The organism is Methylobacterium sp. GC_Met_3 (assembly GCF_026540775.1).
In the GTDB taxonomy this organism is placed as follows: Bacteria; Pseudomonadota; Alphaproteobacteria; order Rhizobiales; family Beijerinckiaceae; genus Methylobacterium.
Window position 1 is genome coordinate 16409 of the sequence record NZ_JALNUL010000013.1, and the last position, 17544, is coordinate 33952.

Sequence of the window (17544 nt, forward strand, 5' to 3'; positions counted from 1 at the left end):
CGCGTTATGAAGGCACTGTGCTGGCACGGCCGGAACGACATCCGGTGCGACACAGTCCCCGACCCGAAGATCGAGGATTCCCGCGACGTGATCATCAAGGTGACGAGCTGCGCGATCTGCGGCTCGGATCTTCACCTGATGGACGGGCTGATGCCCACCATGGAGAGCGGCGACGTGCTCGGCCACGAGTTCATGGGCGAGGTCGTCGAGGTCGGTCAGGGCTTCACCAAGTTCAAGAAGGGCGATCGGATCATCGTGCCCTTCAACATCAATTGCGGTGCCTGTCGGCAGTGCAAGCTCGGCAACTACTCGGTGTGTGAGCGCTCGAACCGCAACGCCGAAATGGCGGCGGCGCAGTTCGGATACACCACGGCCGGCCTGTTCGGCTATTCGCACCTCACCGGCGGCTACGCGGGCGGCCAAGCCGAGTATGTCCGTGTGCCGATGGCCGACGTGGCCCCGATGAAGGTGCCGGAGGGCATGGATGACGAGCAGGTCCTCTTCCTCACCGACATCCTGCCGACCGGTTGGCAGGCTGCCGAGCACTGCGAGATCCAGGGCGGCGAGACCATCGCGATCTGGGGCGCCGGCCCGGTCGGCATCTTCACCATCCAATCGGCCAAGATCATGGGCGCCGAGCGCATCATCGCGATCGAGACCGTGCCCGAGCGCATCGCGCTGGCCAGGAAGGCGGGGGCCACCGACATTATCGACTTCATGAACGAGGACGTGTTCGAGCGGATCAAGGAGATCACCAAGGGCCTGGGTGCGGACGCGGTGATCGACTGCGTCGGCATGGAGGCGAGTGCCGGCCATGGCGGCATCACCGGCGTGCTCTCGGCCGTGCAGGAGAAGCTCACCGCGACCGAGCGGCCTTACGCGCTGGCGGAGGCGATCAAGGCGGTGCGGCCCTGCGGGATCGTCTCGGTGCCGGGTGTCTATGGCGGTCCGTTGCCGATCAACATGGGCTCGATCGTCCAGAAGGGCCTGACCATGAAGAGTGGCCAGACCCACGTGAAGCGCTACCTCGAGACGCTGACCAAGCTGATCCAAGAGGGCAAGATCGACATGACCAGCCTGATTACGCACCGGTCGCACGACCTCGAAGAGGGTCCGGACCTCTACAAGACCTTCCGCGACAAGAAGGACGGCTGCGTGAAGGTGGTGTTCCACCTCTGATCCGACGGGATCGGCTTCGGTCGATCGCGAATCACGGCATGGTCCGGGCGGCGATGAACCGCTCGGACTACGCCCTCCCCGATCGCATGCCATAGCCTCCATACCGGAGGGATTTTTTGGTAAGTGGGGTGTGCTTTCGTCCTGCGACGAAGTTCGTGATTGAACCCACGTCAACCAAAAGCGGCATTGCAGGCGCCGCTAGCGATCAGCGTCCGGCGCATACCTGCTCTTCGCTCGCCTATAAAGTGCGCTAATCCAAAATAAGCACCGCTTCAGGAAGAGAAGATGCGTTTCGTAAGATCTATAAAGATTCAAAACTAATAGAAACCGAGCCTCTTTGACAGTACAAATTCGATATTTACAGGCATCGATCAATTAGAATTTCTTTAATTCGTGATCTTAGATCTTAACGAACCCCTCTGCAGAATGCGACTCTGCATTCCATGCATGGAGAGTATGGTAATCTGGCTTGAGCCGATTTGGCGCTCGTGTCGAAAGAGCCGGCACCATCAAAGGGGAAGTAAATTCAAATGGCCTTTGTGTTCGATCGAAGCCTCACATCCAAACTTGCGGCTTTGGATCGTTCCCAAGCCGTCATCGAGTTCGACCTCGACGGCAAGATCCTGACGGCCAACAAGAATTTTTGCGACGCGCTCGGATATCCGCTCGACGAAATCCGCGGCAAGCCGCATGCCCAGCTCGTCGATCCGGCCTATCGCGACAGCGCGGCCTATCAAGAGTTCTGGGCAGCGCTACGGAGCGGCACTTTCCAGGCGGGCGAGTTCAAGCGCATCGGCAAGGACGGCCGTGAGGTCTGGCTTCAGGCAACGTACAACCCGATCCTCGGCCGCGGCGGCAAGCCGGTCCGGGTGGTCAAGTTCGCAAGCGACGTCACCGCGCAGGTGATGCGCACCATTGCGTATGAAGGCCAGATTAACGCCATCAACCGGTCGCAGGCGGTGATCGAATTCAAGAGCGACGGGACGATCCTGACCGCGAACGACAACTTCCTGGATGTGATCGGCTACCGGCTGGACGAGATCGTGGGCCGCCATCACAGCCTGTTCGTCGAACCGACGGTCCGGGACGGCGCCGAATACCGGACCTTCTGGAACCGCCTGGCCAGCGGGCAGTACGAGATGGGCGAGTTCCGGCGCCTCGCCAAGGACGGCCACATCGTCCATATCCAGGCCTCGTACAACCCGGTCTTCGACCGCGACGGGCGGCTGCTCAAGATCGTCAAATTCGCAACCGACGTCACCGCGCTGGTTCAGGACCGCGAGCGCCGGGCGGACTTGCAGCAGACGATGGTCCGGGATCTGAACGCCATTGCGGACGCCTCGTCGAACGTCTCGTATCAGGCCGGGCAGGCGGCAGAATCCTCGACGCGGGTCTCCGGCGAAATCCAGGCGGTGGCCTCGGGCGCCGAGCAGCTTGCCGCCTCGGTCGCCGAGATCAGCGGCCAGGTCACGCAGGCCTCGGAGATCTCCGGGCAGGCCGTCGATCAGGCGAAGTCCACGCAGACCGTCATCGCCGGTCTCAGCGAGGCGGCCGCGCAGATCGGCGAGGTCGTGGCGCTGATCCAGAGCATCGCGGCGCAGACCAATCTTCTGGCGCTCAATGCCACGATCGAGGCGGCGCGCGCCGGCGAAGCGGGACGCGGCTTCGCGGTGGTCGCCGCCGAGGTGAAGGAGCTGGCCAACCAGACGTCCCGGGCGACCGAGCAGATCGGGTCCCAGATTTCCGGAACACAGGAGGCCACCCGGGAGGCGGTCGGGGCGATCAGCGCGATCCAGGCGACGATCGTGCGGCTGAACGAGGTTGCCGGCGCGATCTCCACGGCCGTCGAGGAGCAATCCGCGGTGACGCGTGAGATGTCGGCGAACATGCAGACGGCTTCGCAGGGCGTCGGCGCGATCACCCAGGGCCTCGGCGGGATCGCCCAATCGGCCAGCAAGGCAGACCAAGCCACACAGACGTTGCGGACCGCCGCCCAGAGCCTCGCTTGATCCGGCCGTACAACCGTCGGTGTTGACGGTCCCGCGCCCCGCGCCGAGAAGGCGCGGGGTCCCGGAGGCAGGACCGAGGACGGGCGGGACGCGCGATGTGCAACCTCTACAGCCTGCGCACCGGCCAGGCGGATTTGCGCCGCGCCTTCGGGATCGTAGACGACCGCACCGGCAACCTGCCGCTCCTGCCGGCGATCTTCCCCGACCAGATGGCCCCGGTGGTGCGCAACGGCGCGGACGGCCGGGAGCTCGCGCTGCTGCGCTGGGGCATGCCGGGCCCGAAGGCGTTCGGCGAGCAGCCGATCACCAACGTGCGCAACGTCGCGAGCCCGCACTGGCGCCCCTGGCTCGGGCCGGCCCATCGCTGCCTCGTGCCGGCCACCGCCTTCAGCGAATACGCCGACACCAAACCGCGCAAGACACCGGTCTGGTTCGCCCTGGCGGAGGACAGGCCGCTTTTCGCCTTCGCGGGGATCTGGCGGCCCTGGACCGGCATCCGGGGGACGAAGCGTGAGAACCCGGACCGCGCCGAGGCCGAGCACACGCTGTTCGCCTTCCTGACCACCGAGGCCAACGGAATCGTCGGGCCGGTCCACCCGAAGGCGATGCCGGTCCTGCTGACCACTCCCGAGGAATGGGTGACCTGGCTCGAAGCACCGACCGCGGAGGCGCTGCGCCTCCAGCGCCCGCTGCCCGATTCGGCACTGCGGGAGGTGGCGCGCGGACCGCGCGCGGACGGGCCCGAACCGGACGCGGACGGGACCTGAACCGCGGAAAGCCCGGTCCGATCGCGGCTACTGAACCGGGCCGCCGTCCCGCGCCTGAAGCAGGCGGATGGCCTCGCCCAGAACCGCATGCAGATCCGCCGCGCCCTGCGGACTGAGGGGCAGGCCGATCCGCTGGCCGTGGATCGTGTCGAGCACGACCATGGCGAGTTCCTCGCCGATCAGCAGGTTGGGCTGCGGCAGGCAGAGCGGCAGGACGAAATCGCCCTCTGTCTCGCCGAGCACATCCACGGCGTCCGAGGGGCGGAAAGGAGGCTTCGCATCACTCATCAGGGCTCTCCCCCATGATCCCGGTCGGGCAGGCGTAGCGACCGGACCGTCAAGGTGTCGATCTCCAACGATCCGATCGCAAGCGCCCCCACGCGGGCGTGGCCGACCGAGAGGCGGCCGATCGCGAAGGCCCCGATCGCCACCGCCCCGAAGGCTGCGGCCCCGAGTGCAAGCGCGCCCAGCGCCGAAGCGCCGACCGCCCCGGCCCCGACCGCGCCGGACCCGAGAAGAGCCGCCTCCCGGGCAGGCGGCGCGACCCCGCGCGCCCGCGTCCCTTCACGCGTCTCCCGGGGCATCCTCGATGCGCTCATACGAGCCCCTCTCACGGCTGGTTGGAGAGCCCGCATAGCCGACGTTAACCCGGTTTTCACGCCGTCCGGCCGAGGCTGGAGCCTCTTCGACCGTGCATCCGCCCGGGTCGAGAGGAGGCAACCCGTGTCGCACCTGCTCCAGCCCTTGGCGATTTTCGCCTGCGGTTGCCTGCTGATCCACGCGGGCCGCGCCTATGCCCGCGCCACCACGGTCATGCTTTCGGCCACCGCCCTGACGCTGAGCGTGACGCTGGGCACCGTGCTCTGCCAGCGGATCGGTCAGTAGAGCCGCGTCCGGTAGCCCTCGGCGATCGCGGCCTCGGCTTTAGCGACGGTCGCGGTCTGTCAGGGCCAGACCCGGATCGCCACCGGGCGGCGCAGCAGGTCCCGATCCGAGGTGATGGTGCAGCCCTCCGTCCGCAGGCTGGCATAGGTCAGGAGCGCCGTGTCGCCGACATCGTCGAAGTTGCGGCCCTTCGCGTCCGGATCGAGCAGCGACGGGTAGGCGATCAGCGGTGCGGTGGCCGTGCAGGGATCGTCGTAGAGGGTCGCGCCCTCGACCAGCAGGCGGGGCTGGTCCCAGGCGATCAAGTCGCGGGAGCTGGTCCAGTAGAAGCCGGAACGTGCGAACCCCTCCCCCGCCTTGGCCATGAACACCGCGATCCAGGCGCCCGAGCCGCGGTGCCGGACCACGGCCCCGACCGGCCCCGGGAACGGCCCGACCGGCCGGCAGGTGGCGGGCTTCGGAGCGGGCCTTCCGTAGGGATCCGGGAAGGCGGCGGTGAAGCCCGTGCCGGTCCAGGCCCGCCAGCGGGTCGGATCGGCGGGATCGTCGCTGCGGAACAGGCAGACGCCCGCCTCCTGGTCGCTGCCGGGACGGGTCCAGCCGGTGGTCGAGGCCATGAAATAGCGCCAGCGCCCGTCGGCAACGATGTTCGACGGGTTGAAGAAGCCGCGGTGATGGCCCTGGTCGATCTCCTGCCGGAACGGGGCGCCGGCCACCACCACGGGCGGGCTCTTCCGCGTGAAGCTGCGGCCCCCGTCCGCAGAGGCGGCGGCCGTGATCGTATTGTACCAGCAGGCCATGTATTCCCCCGCCGGACAGCGGCCGGGATGCTCGTTGGCCTGATACTCGTGGTGCAGCAGCGCGGCCACGCGGGTGCCGTCCTCGGTCCAGGTGGCGGTGATCCACGAGCGGTCGTCGTAGGCGGCGGGGTCGGATTTCTCGCCCGAGTCGAGCACGACCGTGCAGTCGAGCTTGAGGTGGTCGAGATTCGGGCCGCGCAGTGCCCGGTTGCGGTAATGCATCCCGAAGAGCGCCACCGCGCCCGTGGCATCGCGGAACGCGCGGGCCGGGGCGTCCGGGACATCGGCGCCGTCGCAGGCATCGCGGCCCGCCTTGAAGACGATCGACGGTGGACCGACCAGGGTCAGGGCCGAGAGCGGGGGATCGGCTGCGGCGAGGGCCCGGAGCGGAAGGACCGTGAGGAGCAGCACCACCGCCGATGAGAGACGCAACGCGCCCCCTCTCCCGTGCGGGAGAGGGTTGGGGTCAGGGATGAGAACGCTCAGCATCGAACGCATGATCGATGCGCCGACAGGGCGCGCCCCGTTCGGAAAGCTCTCGTTCCTCACGCGGCTCTCTGCGAGAGCAGACCTCTCCCGCACGGGAGAGGGGACCCGCAATCTGCTCTGCAACCGTATCGCCGCCCTCGATAGGGAGTTCCAGAAGCCCACCAAGGAAGGCTGGAGAGTACCGCGCCAGCCTCCGCCCATCCGATCCGCCAAGCCCATGGCCGCCATCCGGCTGCGTCCCGGCCGCGCCTGGACAAACAGGCTGAGATTCGCTTGAGAACCATTACAGAGTGCTTGCACTCGACTGGTCTGTCCAAGAGTCTCCCATGGTTCTCCTGATCCTCGGGCTCGTGCTGTTCCTCGGCACGCATGCCTTCTCGATGGCGCGCATCCGGCGCGCCGCGATCGTCGGACGGATCGGCGAGGGTCGGTACAAGCTCGGCTACACCGCCCTGTCGCTGCTGGGGCTGGTGCTGATCGGGATCGGCTTCCACGATTACCGGCTCGCCGGCTACATCCCGGTCTGGGATCCGCCGGTCTGGACACGCCACCTCGCCCTGACGCTGGTCTTGCTGGCCTTCATCAGTCTCGCCGCCGCCTATCTGCCGGGCCATATCCGCGCCAAGGCCAAGCACCCGATGCTGCTCGCCGTGAAGATTTGGGCGACGGCGCATCTGCTGGCCAACGGCGATCTCGGCTCGATGTTGCTGTTCGGCGGCTTCCTGGCCTGGGCGGTGACGGCGCGGATCAGCGCCAAGCGCCGGGCGCTGGCCCCCGGTGCGGTCGTGGCCCAGCATGGAGGCCCTGCGGCCGCGCCCCATGGCTGGCGCAACGACATCCTGGCGGTGGTGATCGGCACGGCGGCGTGGTTCGTCTTCGCGCGCTACCTGCACTACCCGGTGATCGGCGTACCGGTCTGGCCGGGTCAGGCCTGATTGCGAATCCTGGGATTCCCAAGGGCTCGCCCTTGGGCAGGTTTTCAGGGCGGAGCCCTGAAGCTCGGTTCCCCAGGGCTCTGCCCTGGACCCGCGAAAGGTATCGACCTTTCGAAACCGGGACATCTTCGTGCGCGGCGCGGACGGGCTTCGGGACAGGACCTGTCGCCAACCCGCCGCCCGTGTGTTAGGCGCGGGTCCCAATCGAGGTACGAGGTGGGGCGCCGGCATCGGCGGCCCGGGATAGAATGGCCGAGAACAACGAGTTCCTCCGCGAAGTCAACGAGGATTACCGCCGCGACCGGATCCTCCAGATCTGGAAGCGCTACAGCGGCGTGATCATCGCGCTCGCCGTGCTCCTGGTGGCGGGGGTCGCGGGCTGGCGCTACTGGCAGGCCCAGCAGCGCGCCGCCGCCGAGACGGCCTCGATCCAGTTCGACGAGGCCAACCGCCTTGCCAAGGAGGGCAAGGTCGCGGATGCCGACAAGGCGTTCGACGCCCTGGAGGCACAGGCTCCGGCGGGCTACCGGGTGCTGGCCCGCTTCCGTGCGGCGGCCGAGACGGGCAAGCGCGACGCGGCTGCCGGCGCAGCCGAGTTCGACAAGCTCGCCGACGATACCGGCCTCGGCGACGGCCTGCGCGATCTCGCCCGCCTGCGCGCCGCCCTGCTGCGCCTCGACGGACCGAATCCGGATCCGGCGCTTGCCAACCTCCAGGGTCTGGCCGCCGGCACGCCGTTCCGCCACACCGCCCGCGAGATGCTGGGGCTCTCCGCCTTGAAGAAAGGCGACTACGAGGAGGCCGGCCGCTGGTTCGACCAGATCGTGGCCGATCCCGACACCCCGCGGAACCTGCGCGACCGGATCGAGGTCTACGCAGCGATCGTGGCGGGCGGTCCCGTCACGGTGACCGAGGCCAAGCCCGAGCCCGCCGCACCGCCCCCGCCGATCACCCGCTGATTTCTGCGAACTTTTCGAGACCTATCATGGATATGCCGACCGTCGCGATCGTCGGGAGGCCGAACGTCGGCAAGTCGACCCTGTTCAACCGCCTCGTGGGCAAGAAGCTCGCGCTGGTCGACGACCGCCCGGGCGTGACCCGCGATCGGCGTGAGGGCGACGTCACCTTCGGCGGCCTCCAGTTCCGGGTAATCGACACCGCGGGACTCGAGGAGGCGGACGAGAAGACCCTCACGGGCCGGATGCGGATGCAGACGGAGGCGGCGATCCTGGCCGCCGACGTGGTGCTGTTCGTAATCGACGCCCGCGCCGGCGTGCTGCCGGCCGACCAGCCCTTCGCTGAATTGGTGCGGCGCTCCGGCTGCCCGGTGATCCTGATCGCCAACAAGGCCGAGGGTGGCACCGGTCTCGCCGGGGCCTACGAGGCCTTCACCCTCGGGCTGGGGGATCCGATCCCGTTCTCGGCCGAGCATGGCGAGGGGTTGGGCGAGCTGCACGATGCGCTCACGGGTGCCCTGCCCAAGCGCGATGACGATGAGGAGGACGAGGACGCCCCCGGCGGCCGGTCCCTGAAGGTCGCCATCGTGGGCCGCCCCAATGCTGGCAAATCCACGCTGATCAACCACATGCTCGGCGAGGAGCGGCTGCTCGTGGGCCCCGAGGCTGGCATCACCCGCGATTCCATCTCGCTGGACTGGGAGTGGCGTGGTCGGCGGATCAAGCTGCACGACACGGCCGGGATGCGCCGCCGCGCCCGGATCGACGACAAGCTCGAGAAGCTCGCGGTCTCGGACGGGTTGCGTGCCGTGCGCTTCGCCGAGGTGGTGGTGGTGCTGCTCGATGCCACGATCCCGTTCGAGAAACAGGATCTCACCATCGTCGACCTCGTCGAGAGCGAGGGCCGGGCCGTGGTGATCGGCCTCAACAAGTGGGATCTGGTGGCCGACCAGCCGGGCCTACTCAAGCAGCTGCGCGAGGATTGCACCCGCCTGCTGCCGCAGGTGCGCGGCGTCTCGGTGGTGCCGCTCTCTGGGCTGGCCGGCGACGGGATCGACAAGCTGATGCAGGCGGTGGTGGATGCCGCCGAGGTCTGGGACAAGCGGATCTCGACCTCGCGCATCAACGACTGGCTGAGCGAGGCGACCTCGCGCAACCCGCCTCCGGCGGTCTCGGGCCGGCGGATCAAGATCCGCTACGCGACCCAGGTGAAGAGCCGGCCGCCGCATTTCGCGCTGTTCGGCAACCAGCTGAATGCGCTGCCGAAATCCTACACCCGCTACCTCGTGAACGGCCTACGCGAGGCGTTCGAGCTGCCGGGCACGCCGATCCGACTGTCGCTCAGAACCTCGCAGAACCCGTTCGACAAGGGGTAATCCCGCCTTCAGGCGACCCAGGTTTCTGCAAAAGCCTCCTCAGCGAATCGTGTCGGCGATCCAGTCCACCGCCGCCGCCAGCGCGGCGCGCTCGTCCTTCCCATTGGAAAGCGCAGCCTCGTAGGCGGCGATCTGCCCGTCCGCGCTCGTCCCCTCTGCGACGATCGCCCGGGCACGGGCGACATCGGTGACGCAACCGAGGGCCTCGGCATCCTCCTCCACCAGGGCAAGGACGGCCTCCAGCGCCTCCGCGAACGGCACGGCCTCACCTCGCGTCTCATCGATCAGCGTCGCCTGCACGCCGCTGTGCTGAGCGCGCCAGAGGTTCTCCGAGGCCAGCGCCCGCGAGACGCTGTCGAGCCCCGCATGAAGGTCCGGCCGGCGGACGCACAGGCGCACGAGGCAGCGGAACAGGGCGGCGAGGCACAGGGAATCGTCGAGCCGCGTGCAGGCATCGGCGATGCGCAGCTCCAGGGTCGGAAACTTGATCGAGGGCCGCAGGGACCACCAGAGAAAACTGGCATCCGCGATGGCGCCCGAGCGGGTCATGATATCCACGAACCGTGCATGGGCGGCGGCATCGACGAAGAGTTCGGGCAGGCCGGTGCGGGGCAATTCGCCGAACACGCTGAGCCGGTAGGCCCGCAAGCCCGTCGCCTCCCCCTGCCAGAATGGCGAGGAGGCCGAGAGCGCGAGCAGCAGCGGCTGGAACGGCAGCAGCCGGTTCATCAGGTCGACGCGGGCCTCCGGGTCCGGCACCTCGACGTGGACATGCATGCCGCAGATCAGCGCCCGCCGGGCCGCGATGCCGACATCCGACAGGATGCCCTGGTAGCGCTCCCCATCGGTGGCGGTCTGGCGAGCCCAGTGCGCCAGGGGATGGGTGCCGCAGGCGAGCAGCCGCAGACCTTTCTCCGCCGCGATGCCGGCGAGCTGCCCCCGCTGACCGCCGAGATTGTCCCGGGCTGCGGCCGCATCGGTGAGCGGTGGCGTGCACACCTCGACCTGCGCGGCCACCAGCTCGCGCCCGGTCTCGGGCAGCTCGGCCTTCACCCGCGCGTGGAAGGCCGCAAGATCGCCGCGCGGCGTGCCGCGGGTCTCGGCATCGGCGAGGAAATACTCCTCCTCGATGCCGAACCGGTAGCTGTGGGCGCTCATCGTGGTCTCCGCAAACGCGACGCGTGCGCCAACGCGCCGGCTCACGGGAAGGTGCCGCTCACGGCGTCCGCAGCGTTCCGCCTACGAGCCAAGCCGGGTCGAACCAACGGTCGGCCTCGCCGTCATAGGGAAGCCGCGTGATGTCCCAGTTCTGGATGTACTGGGCGTAGACGTTCCACACCGCGATGCCGCCACCCACGAAGATCCGCCGGCCCGGATAGCGCTTGAGCACGGCTTCCGGATCCTCGTGGCTGCGGATCACGTCGATGGTGCGGTCCTTGAAGGCGAATTCGGGAACCGAGGCCACGGTCTTCGGCCCGGCGATCAGCACGTGGCCCATGGTCAGCGCGAAGAAGCGTGTCACGTCCTCTACGAACAGCGGATCGGTGTTGCCCTCCCAGGGCAGGTGGCCGTTGAGGCCGAGCTGGCCGCGCAGGCCGATCGCACAGATGCAGCGGACGTCGATCATCACAAATCCTAAACTCAGTGAGCTCCGCCCGCCACCCGCCGGGGCCGCGGGCCCCGGACCGCTTTACTCGGGCGCGCGAAACCGCATCACCCGGTCGGTGGGGAAGTCGTAGAGTGCGCCGGTCTCGGTCCAGTCCGGGCTGGCGAGGCGCACGAAATGGGGCGCGAGGTCCTCAGGCGTCCGCAGCGTCTCGGGATCCTCGCCGGGCATCGCCGAGCGGCGCATCCCCGTGCGCAGGGGGCCCGGATTGAGCAGCATTGCCTTGATGGCCGTGCTCTCGTTCTCGGCCGCGTAGGTGCGCACCAGGGCCTCCAGCGCCGCCTTCGAGACCGAGTACGGCCCCCAATAGGGCCGGCACTTGGAGGCCGCCCCCGAGGAGACGAAGATCGCCCGCCCGGCCTCCGACATGCGCAGCAGCGGATCGAGCGAGCGGATCAGGCGCCAATTGGCGGTGACGTTCACATCCATCACCTGCCCCCAGATCTTCGGGGTGATGTGGCCGATCGGCATGAGCGCGCCGAGGATGCCGGCATTGGCGATCAGGATGTCGAGGCGCTTCCAGCGCTCGTTGATCGCCGCACCGAGGCGGTCGATCGCCTCGTAATCGGTGAGGTCGAAGGGGACCAGCGTGGCGCTGGAGCCGGCGGCGCGGATCGCGTCGTCCAGTTCCTCCAGGGCGCCGACGGTACGGGCCACCGCGACGACATGCGCGCCGGCCCCGGCCAGCGCCAGTGCGGCGGCCCGCCCGATACCGCGGGATGCGCCGGTGACGACCGCGACGCGGCCTTCCAGGGATCTCTGAGACTTAGCCATGCGCCGGACCTAGCGCATTCCGACCCCAAGGGTCGAGGAATCGGTTTCAAAAGGTCTTGGACCTTTTGCGGGTGCAGGGCAGAGCCCTGAGAAGACCCAGGGGCGCCGCCCCTGGACCCCGCCAAAGGGCATGGCCCTTTGGGAACCCGGGACTGATCAGTCCGCCTCGGCCAGCATGGCGAAGCGCTTCGGGCCGGCGATGGAGAGATCGGTCAGGCCGGTCGGGTATTCGCCCGTGAAGCAATGGTCGGTGTATTGTGGGCAGGCCGCATTCCGCGACTCTTCGCCCATCGCCCGGTAGAGGCCGGGGATCGACAAGAAGGCCAGAGAGTCGGCGCCGATATACTTGCGCATGGCCTCGAGATCGTGGGTTGCGGCGAGGAGCTTCTCACGCTCGGGCGTGTCGATCCCGTAGAAATCCGGATACGTGATCGGGGGCGAGGCGATCCGGAAATGCACCTCCGCGGCGCCGGCCTCGCGCATCATCCGGACGATCTTCACCGAGGTGGTGCCGCGCACGAGGCTGTCGTCCACCAGCACGATGCTCTTGCCCTCGATCGCCGCGCGGTTGGCCGAGTGCTTCATCCGCACGCCAAGTTCGCGCACCGACTGGGTCGGCTGGATGAAGGTCCGGCCGACATAATGGTTGCGGATGATCCCCATCTCGAACGGAAGGCCGGTCTCCTGCGCGAAGCCGAGAGCCGCCGGCACGCCGGAATCGGGAACCGGAACCACGACATCCGCGGGGATGGAAGCCTCGCGGGCGAGTTCCCGGCCGATCGCCTTGCGCACCTCGTAGACGCTCTTGCCGTTCACCACGGAATCCGGCCGGGCGAAGTAAATGTACTCGAAGATGCAGGGCCGCATCGGCACCGCATCGGCGAAGCGGATCGACTCGACGCCCTCCTCGGAGATCACCACGATCTCGCCGTTCTCGATGTCGCGCACGAACCGGGCGCCGATGATGTCGAGCGCGCAGGTCTCGGAGGCCAGCATGTAGCGGCCGTCGAGTTCGCCCAGCACCAGTGGGCGGATGCCCATCGGGTCGCGGGCACCGATCAGCTTCTTGTTGGTCAGCGCCACGATCGCGTAGGCGCCCTCGATCGCCTGCAGGGCGTCGATGAAGCGCTCGATGATCCGCGGCTTCCGCGAGCGGGCCGCGAGGTGCAGGATCACCTCGGTGTCGGAGGTCGACTGCGTGATCGCGCCGTCGCGCACGAGGTCGCGGCGGATCGAGAGGGCGTTGGTCAGGTTGCCGTTATGGGCGACCGCGAGCCCGCCGCTGGCAAGTTCGGCAAACAGCGGCTGCACGTTGCGCAGGATCGTTCCGCCGGTGGTCGAGTAGCGCACGTGGCCGATGGCGGCACGGCCCTTCAGGCGGGCGATGGTCTCGCCATCCGAGAAGGAGTCGCCCACGAGGCCCGGCCTTCGCTCGGAATGGAACACCGACCCGTCGAACGAGACGATGCCGGCCGCTTCCTGGCCCCTGTGCTGCAGGGCATGCAGCCCAAGTGCCACGATGGCCGAAGCCTCCGGGTGCCCGAAGATGCCGAAGACGCCACATTCCTCGCGGAGCGTGTCGCCATCGAGATCGAAATCGGCCTGGGGCGAGGCGGCCTGGGAATGGGCGGCGTGTGACATGCTGCTGTCGATCACTCACAGGTCCCGGCGGCGACGGGCCGGCGCGCCGGTCGTCGCGGATGCAATCCGTACGCTACCGGACCCGCTATCTAGGCGTTCGACGAGGAGCGGCCTACGGCGAATACCGCAGATCAGCGTCGCGTCGGGGTCGGCGCGGTCTCGGTGCGGCGCTGAGGCGCCGGATCGGTCTCGGCGGGGGCGTCAGCCGCCTCGTTCTGCGGCGTGACGGCCTTGGGCTTCTTGAACTGCTTCAGGAAGCCTTCGGGATTCTCGGGCAGCTGCGCCACCAGGGCGTCGCCCGACTTTTCCAGCATCGGGCGCGAACGTGCCTGCGCGGCCCAGTCCGGCACCTTGCCCTGGACCAGCCAGGACAGGAACACCCAGCCGATCACGCAGATCAGGAAGCCGCGGGCCGCCCCGAACAGGAAACCGAGCGAGCGATCGACCGCGCCGATGCGCGAGTCGAGCACCACGTCGGAAATCTTCACCGTGATGAGCGAAACCACGATCAGCGTGCCGAGGAAGATCGCCGCGATCGAGGCGACCAGCGCCACCGTGTCGCTGCTCACATGCTGCTTCACGGTGGGAAGCAGCATTGGATAGAGCGTCCAGGCGACTGCCGCCGCCGCCACCCAGGCGACGATCGCCAGCACCTCGCGCGTGACGCCGCGCACGGCCGCCAGCAGCGCGGAAACCGCGACAATGCCGAGCACGACGAGATCCAGGACGGTAAACGGCATCGTTAAGCTTCTAGGGACCCGAGGGGATGCCGCGTAGGCCGTGCGGCTTCCCCGGACCGCGGTGGATTTATACCAAGCCCGGCCTCGGCCGTCACCCTGGCGCACCCGTCTCATCCGGGGCCTGTGCCGTCCATGCATCAGCGGGGGGCTTCGGCCTCGCCCAATCCTGCATGCAAGCCTGCCCACAGGTGGCTCGGCTCCACGCAGAACCCGCCCCGGTGCTATGGGTCCGGCTTGTGCTTCCGGAATCCCGGTGGCGAGCGAAGGAGACGGTCTGCGTGGCCGAGGCCAGACCAGCGACGGAGATCGGCGCACACGGCGCCCGGCTGACGATCGACCTCGGGGCGATCGCGGCGAACTGGCGTTCGCTCGCCGCCCGCGGCCCGGGATCCGCCTGCGCCGCCGTGGTGAAGGCGGACGCCTATGGCTGCGGCATCGGCCGTGTCGGGCCGGCCCTGTGGGCGGCCGGATGCCGGACCTTCTTCGTCGCGCACCTGTCCGAAGGGCTCGCAGCCCGCGCCGCCCTGCCGGAGGCCGAGATCTACATCCTGAACGGTCTGCCCCCAGGGGCCGCCGCGGCCTTCGCGGCGCACGGGCTTCGCCCCGTGCTGGGCAGCATCGAGGAGGTGTCGGAATGGGCAGCCCTTCCGGCCGGCCGCCCGCCTGCCGCGCTCCACGTCGATACCGGCATGAACCGGCTGGGCCTGCCGGTACCGGACGCACTCGATCTCGCAGGCGACGCACGGATCGCCGCCGCCGGGATCGATTTGATTCTCAGCCACTTCGTCAGCGCCGAGAAGCCGGAGGATCCGGTCAACGCCCGGCAGATCGCCGATTTCGCCCGCGTCCGGGCGGCCTATCCCGGGATCCGGGCCTCCCTGGCGAATTCATCGGGTGTCTTCCTCGACGGGGCCCAACATGACCTCCTGCGGCCGGGCTATGCCCTGTTCGGCGGCAATCCGAGACCGGGATCCGCGAACCCGATGCGCCCGGTGGTGCGGCTGGAGGCGCTGATCGCGCAGGTCCGCGACGTCGAGACGGGTGCGACCGCGGGCTATAACGGTCGCTGGACCGCGCCCCGGCCGAGCCGGCTCGCCACGCTCTCGCTCGGCTACGCCGATGGGTTTCCGCGGGCGATCAGCGGGCGCGGGCAGGCGCTGGTTGGCGGCGTACCCTGCCCGATCCTCGGCCTGGTCTCGATGGACCTGATCGTCCTGGACGTCACCGAGGCCCCCGCCGCGAAGCGCGGTGCTGGAGCCGTGTTGATCGGCGACAGCCTGGATATCGACGCGGTCGGCCGCTCCGCCGGCACGATCGGCTACGAGATCCTGACCGGGCTGGGTTCTCGTTATGTTCGAACCTATGTAGACTGAGTCGATTCTCCCCTGGACCGCCGGTCGCCCGGCGCTCGGACGTGCATGGCCAAGATCCACCAGACCTTCGTGTGCCAGTCCTGCGGGGCGGTCTACAACCGCTGGCGCGGGCGCTGCGAGGCCTGCAACGGCTGGAATACGATCGTCGAGGAGGCGCCCTCCGCCCCCGGCCAGTCGGGTCCCGTCGCGACCCGGCCGTCGCGTAACCGCGGCCGGGTGTTCCCGCTGGAGGGCCTGACCGGCGAGGCCAAGGAGGCGCCGCGCATCCCCTCGGGAATCGGCGAGCTCGACCGGGTGACCGGCGGCGGCTTCGTGCGCGGCTCGGTGATCCTGCTCGGCGGCGATCCCGGCATCGGCAAGTCGACCCTGCTGATGCAGGCCTCCGCCGCCATGGCGGGGACGGGTGAACGGGTCGCCTACATCTCGGGCGAGGAGGCGGTGGGGCAGGTGCGCCTGCGCGCCGAGCGGCTGGGGCTGAGTTCCCGCCCGGTGGACCTCGCCGCCGAGACCAATGTCGAGGACATCGTCGAGACCCTGAGCCAGGGCCGGCCGCCGGCTTTGGCGATCATCGACTCGATCCAGACCATGTGGACCGAGACGGTGGAATCGGCCCCCGGCACGGTCACGCAGGTGCGCTCGTCCGCCCAGGCGCTGATCCGCTTCGCCAAGACCACCGGCACGGCGGTGATCCTCGTGGGGCACGTCACCAAGGACGGGCAGATCGCCGGCCCCCGGGTGGTGGAGCATATGGTCGACGCGGTCGCCTCGTTCGAGGGCGACCAGGGCCACCATTTCCGCATCCTGCGCGCGGTGAAGAACCGGTTCGGGCCGACCGACGAGATCGGCGTGTTCGAGATGACCGATGCGGGACTGGCCGAGGTGCCGAACCCCTCGGCCCTGTTTCTGGCGGGGCGCGACCATCAGGCGGCCGGCACCGCGGTCTTTGCCGGGATGGAGGGCACGCGGCCGCTGCTGGTGGAGATCCAGGCCCTGGTCGCCCCCTCCTCGCTCGGCATGCCGCGGCGCGCGGTGGTGGGCTGGGATCCGAACCGGCTGTCGATGGTGCTAGCGGTGCTGGAGGCCCATGGCGGCATCCGGCTCGGCACGCACGACGTCTATTTGAATGTCGCCGGCGGCCTGCGCATCACCGAGCCGGCGGCCGATCTCGCGGTGGCGGCCGCCCTGGTCTCGTCGCTGTCCGGGGCCGTGCTGCCGTCAGAGACGGTGTATTTCGGCGAGATCGGCCTGTCGGGGGCGATCCGGCCAGTGGCGCAGGCCGGCTCCCGGCTGAAGGAGGCCCAGAAACTCGGCTTCGCCAAGGCTCTGATCCCGCAGGGCCGCGGAGAGGGCGAGAAGGCGCTGTCCGTCGAGACGCTGCGCCACATCGCCGATCTGGTGGCGGGGATCAGCGCGGGGGCACCGCGCAGAGCGTCCGGTGGCCGAGGACTGGCGCCGTCGCGCTACGCCGACGAGGAGATCTAGGCGCGCCGGGCAAGTCGGTGCTCAATGGCAACCGCACGAGCCCGAACCGCAGCCCCCGCCGTCCTTGGCGGGCGCTTGGCGCGCCGTGTCGCGGTCGAGACCGCGCTCGGCGAGTTCGGTTAGGTAGGTGCTCCAGCGCGCCTCGTACTCGCGGCCCAACGTATGCAGGTAGCCCCAGCCGTAGATGCCGGTGTCGTGCATGTCGTCGAAGCCGAGCTTGACTGCGTAGTTGCCGATCGGCTGCACCGCCAGGATGGCGACGGAGCGCTTGCCGCCGATCACCTTGCGCTCCAGCGGCGAGTGCCCCTGCACCTCGGCCGAGGGGCTCGACACCCGCAGGTACTCGGCCGGCAGGGCGTAGCGCGCCCCGTCCTCGAAGGCGACGTTGAGACTCCGCCGGTCGGCCGACAGGCGGATCTCGGTCGGCCACAGATCCTCGCTCACGGGTGACACTCCTCACGCAATCGGGGGC

The 17544-nt window shown here is 68.7% G+C and carries 18 protein-coding genes; 9 read left to right on the forward strand and 9 right to left on the reverse strand.

Going from position 1 to position 17544, the window contains the following annotated elements; all coding sequences use genetic code 11:
* The first annotated feature begins 6 nt into the window (after nucleotides 1-6).
* The 3 genes from OXS27_RS16775 (at nucleotide 7) to OXS27_RS16785 (ending at nucleotide 3955) form a co-directional block, all read left to right on the forward strand.
* A complete protein-coding gene (locus OXS27_RS16775; protein ID WP_243919090.1) occupies nucleotides 7-1179 on the forward strand; it encodes a zinc-dependent alcohol dehydrogenase in 1173 nt (390 codons plus the stop codon).
* Between the two features lie 530 nt (nucleotides 1180-1709).
* The gene (locus tag OXS27_RS16780) at nucleotides 1710-3188 is read left to right on the forward strand and encodes a PAS domain-containing methyl-accepting chemotaxis protein (RefSeq protein ID WP_267357658.1); all 1479 of its coding nucleotides are present in this window, start codon (nucleotides 1710-1712) and stop codon (nucleotides 3186-3188) included.
* A 95-nt stretch (nucleotides 3189-3283) separates the two neighbouring features.
* On the forward strand, nucleotides 3284-3955 hold the full coding sequence (locus OXS27_RS16785; RefSeq protein WP_243919092.1) for an SOS response-associated peptidase: 672 nt from the start codon (nucleotides 3284-3286) through the stop codon (nucleotides 3953-3955).
* A gap of 27 nt (nucleotides 3956-3982) precedes the next feature.
* Here OXS27_RS16785 and OXS27_RS16790 read toward each other — a convergent pair whose 3' ends face one another.
* Together OXS27_RS16790 and OXS27_RS16795 are read right to left on the reverse strand one after the other, a co-directional pair.
* On the reverse strand, nucleotides 3983-4243 hold the full coding sequence (locus OXS27_RS16790; protein ID WP_243919093.1) for a hypothetical protein: 261 nt from the start codon (nucleotides 4241-4243) through the stop codon (nucleotides 3983-3985).
* Nucleotides 4243-4554 carry a hypothetical protein gene (locus OXS27_RS16795; protein WP_267357661.1) on the reverse strand — a complete coding sequence of 104 codons (312 nt, stop codon included), beginning with the start codon at nucleotides 4552-4554 and terminating at the stop codon, nucleotides 4243-4245. Before OXS27_RS16795 ends, OXS27_RS16790 begins: the two co-directional genes overlap by 1 nt.
* Before the next feature lie 124 nt (nucleotides 4555-4678).
* Here OXS27_RS16795 and OXS27_RS16800 point away from each other — a divergent pair, with 124 nt between their 5' ends.
* A complete protein-coding gene (locus tag OXS27_RS16800) occupies nucleotides 4679-4840 on the forward strand; it encodes a hypothetical protein (protein WP_243919097.1) in 162 nt (53 codons plus the stop codon).
* 59 nt (nucleotides 4841-4899) lie between these two features.
* Here the strand turns inward: OXS27_RS16800 and OXS27_RS16805 are convergent, their stop codons facing one another.
* On the reverse strand, nucleotides 4900-6072 hold the full coding sequence (locus OXS27_RS16805) for a hypothetical protein (protein WP_243919099.1): 1173 nt from the start codon (nucleotides 6070-6072) through the stop codon (nucleotides 4900-4902).
* 383 nt (nucleotides 6073-6455) lie between these two features.
* On the opposite strand from OXS27_RS16805, the gene OXS27_RS16810 reads away from it, so the two are divergent.
* The 3 genes from OXS27_RS16810 to der all read left to right on the forward strand — a co-directional run bounded on the left by OXS27_RS16810 (nucleotide 6456) and on the right by der (nucleotide 9396).
* Nucleotides 6456-7064, forward strand: a complete 609-nt coding sequence (locus OXS27_RS16810) for an NnrU family protein (RefSeq protein ID WP_267357664.1) — start codon at nucleotides 6456-6458, stop codon at nucleotides 7062-7064.
* A 248-nt stretch (nucleotides 7065-7312) separates the two neighbouring features.
* The gene (locus tag OXS27_RS16815) at nucleotides 7313-8023 is read left to right on the forward strand and encodes a tetratricopeptide repeat protein (RefSeq protein ID WP_243919102.1); all 711 of its coding nucleotides are present in this window, start codon (nucleotides 7313-7315) and stop codon (nucleotides 8021-8023) included.
* A gap of 26 nt (nucleotides 8024-8049) precedes the next feature.
* Nucleotides 8050-9396 carry a ribosome biogenesis GTPase Der gene (gene der / locus OXS27_RS16820; RefSeq protein WP_243919103.1) on the forward strand — a complete coding sequence of 449 codons (1347 nt, stop codon included), beginning with the start codon at nucleotides 8050-8052 and terminating at the stop codon, nucleotides 9394-9396.
* A 39-nt stretch (nucleotides 9397-9435) separates the two neighbouring features.
* Here the strand turns inward: der and OXS27_RS16825 are convergent, their stop codons facing one another.
* From OXS27_RS16825 to OXS27_RS16845, 5 genes are all read right to left on the reverse strand, one after another.
* Nucleotides 9436-10554 carry a carboxylate-amine ligase gene (locus OXS27_RS16825; RefSeq protein ID WP_267357666.1) on the reverse strand — a complete coding sequence of 373 codons (1119 nt, stop codon included), beginning with the start codon at nucleotides 10552-10554 and terminating at the stop codon, nucleotides 9436-9438.
* A 58-nt stretch (nucleotides 10555-10612) separates the two neighbouring features.
* Entirely contained in the window at nucleotides 10613-11023 is a 411-nt protein-coding gene (locus tag OXS27_RS16830) for a dihydrofolate reductase (RefSeq protein WP_243919105.1), read from the reverse strand.
* 63 nt (nucleotides 11024-11086) lie between these two features.
* The gene (locus tag OXS27_RS16835) at nucleotides 11087-11836 is read right to left on the reverse strand and encodes an SDR family NAD(P)-dependent oxidoreductase (RefSeq protein ID WP_243919106.1); all 750 of its coding nucleotides are present in this window, start codon (nucleotides 11834-11836) and stop codon (nucleotides 11087-11089) included.
* A 156-nt stretch (nucleotides 11837-11992) separates the two neighbouring features.
* Nucleotides 11993-13477, reverse strand: a complete 1485-nt coding sequence (purF, locus tag OXS27_RS16840) for an amidophosphoribosyltransferase (RefSeq protein WP_267357821.1) — start codon at nucleotides 13475-13477, stop codon at nucleotides 11993-11995.
* 131 nt (nucleotides 13478-13608) lie between these two features.
* Nucleotides 13609-14217, reverse strand: a complete 609-nt coding sequence (locus tag OXS27_RS16845; RefSeq protein WP_243919107.1) for a CvpA family protein — start codon at nucleotides 14215-14217, stop codon at nucleotides 13609-13611.
* A 278-nt stretch (nucleotides 14218-14495) separates the two neighbouring features.
* Between OXS27_RS16845 and alr the strand changes: the two genes are divergently transcribed.
* Nucleotides 14496-15590: an alanine racemase gene (alr, locus tag OXS27_RS16850; protein ID WP_267357667.1), complete on the forward strand. Its 1095-nt coding sequence runs from the start codon at nucleotides 14496-14498 to the stop codon at nucleotides 15588-15590.
* Nucleotides 15591-15635: 45 nt separating this feature from the next.
* A complete protein-coding gene (radA, locus tag OXS27_RS16855; protein ID WP_267357669.1) occupies nucleotides 15636-17072 on the forward strand; it encodes a DNA repair protein RadA in 1437 nt (478 codons plus the stop codon).
* 21 nt (nucleotides 17073-17093) lie between these two features.
* On the opposite strand, the gene OXS27_RS16860 is transcribed toward radA, so the two are convergent.
* Nucleotides 17094-17516: a DUF971 domain-containing protein gene (locus OXS27_RS16860; RefSeq protein WP_244006083.1), complete on the reverse strand. Its 423-nt coding sequence runs from the start codon at nucleotides 17514-17516 to the stop codon at nucleotides 17094-17096.
* Nucleotides 17517-17544 lie beyond the last annotated feature (28 nt).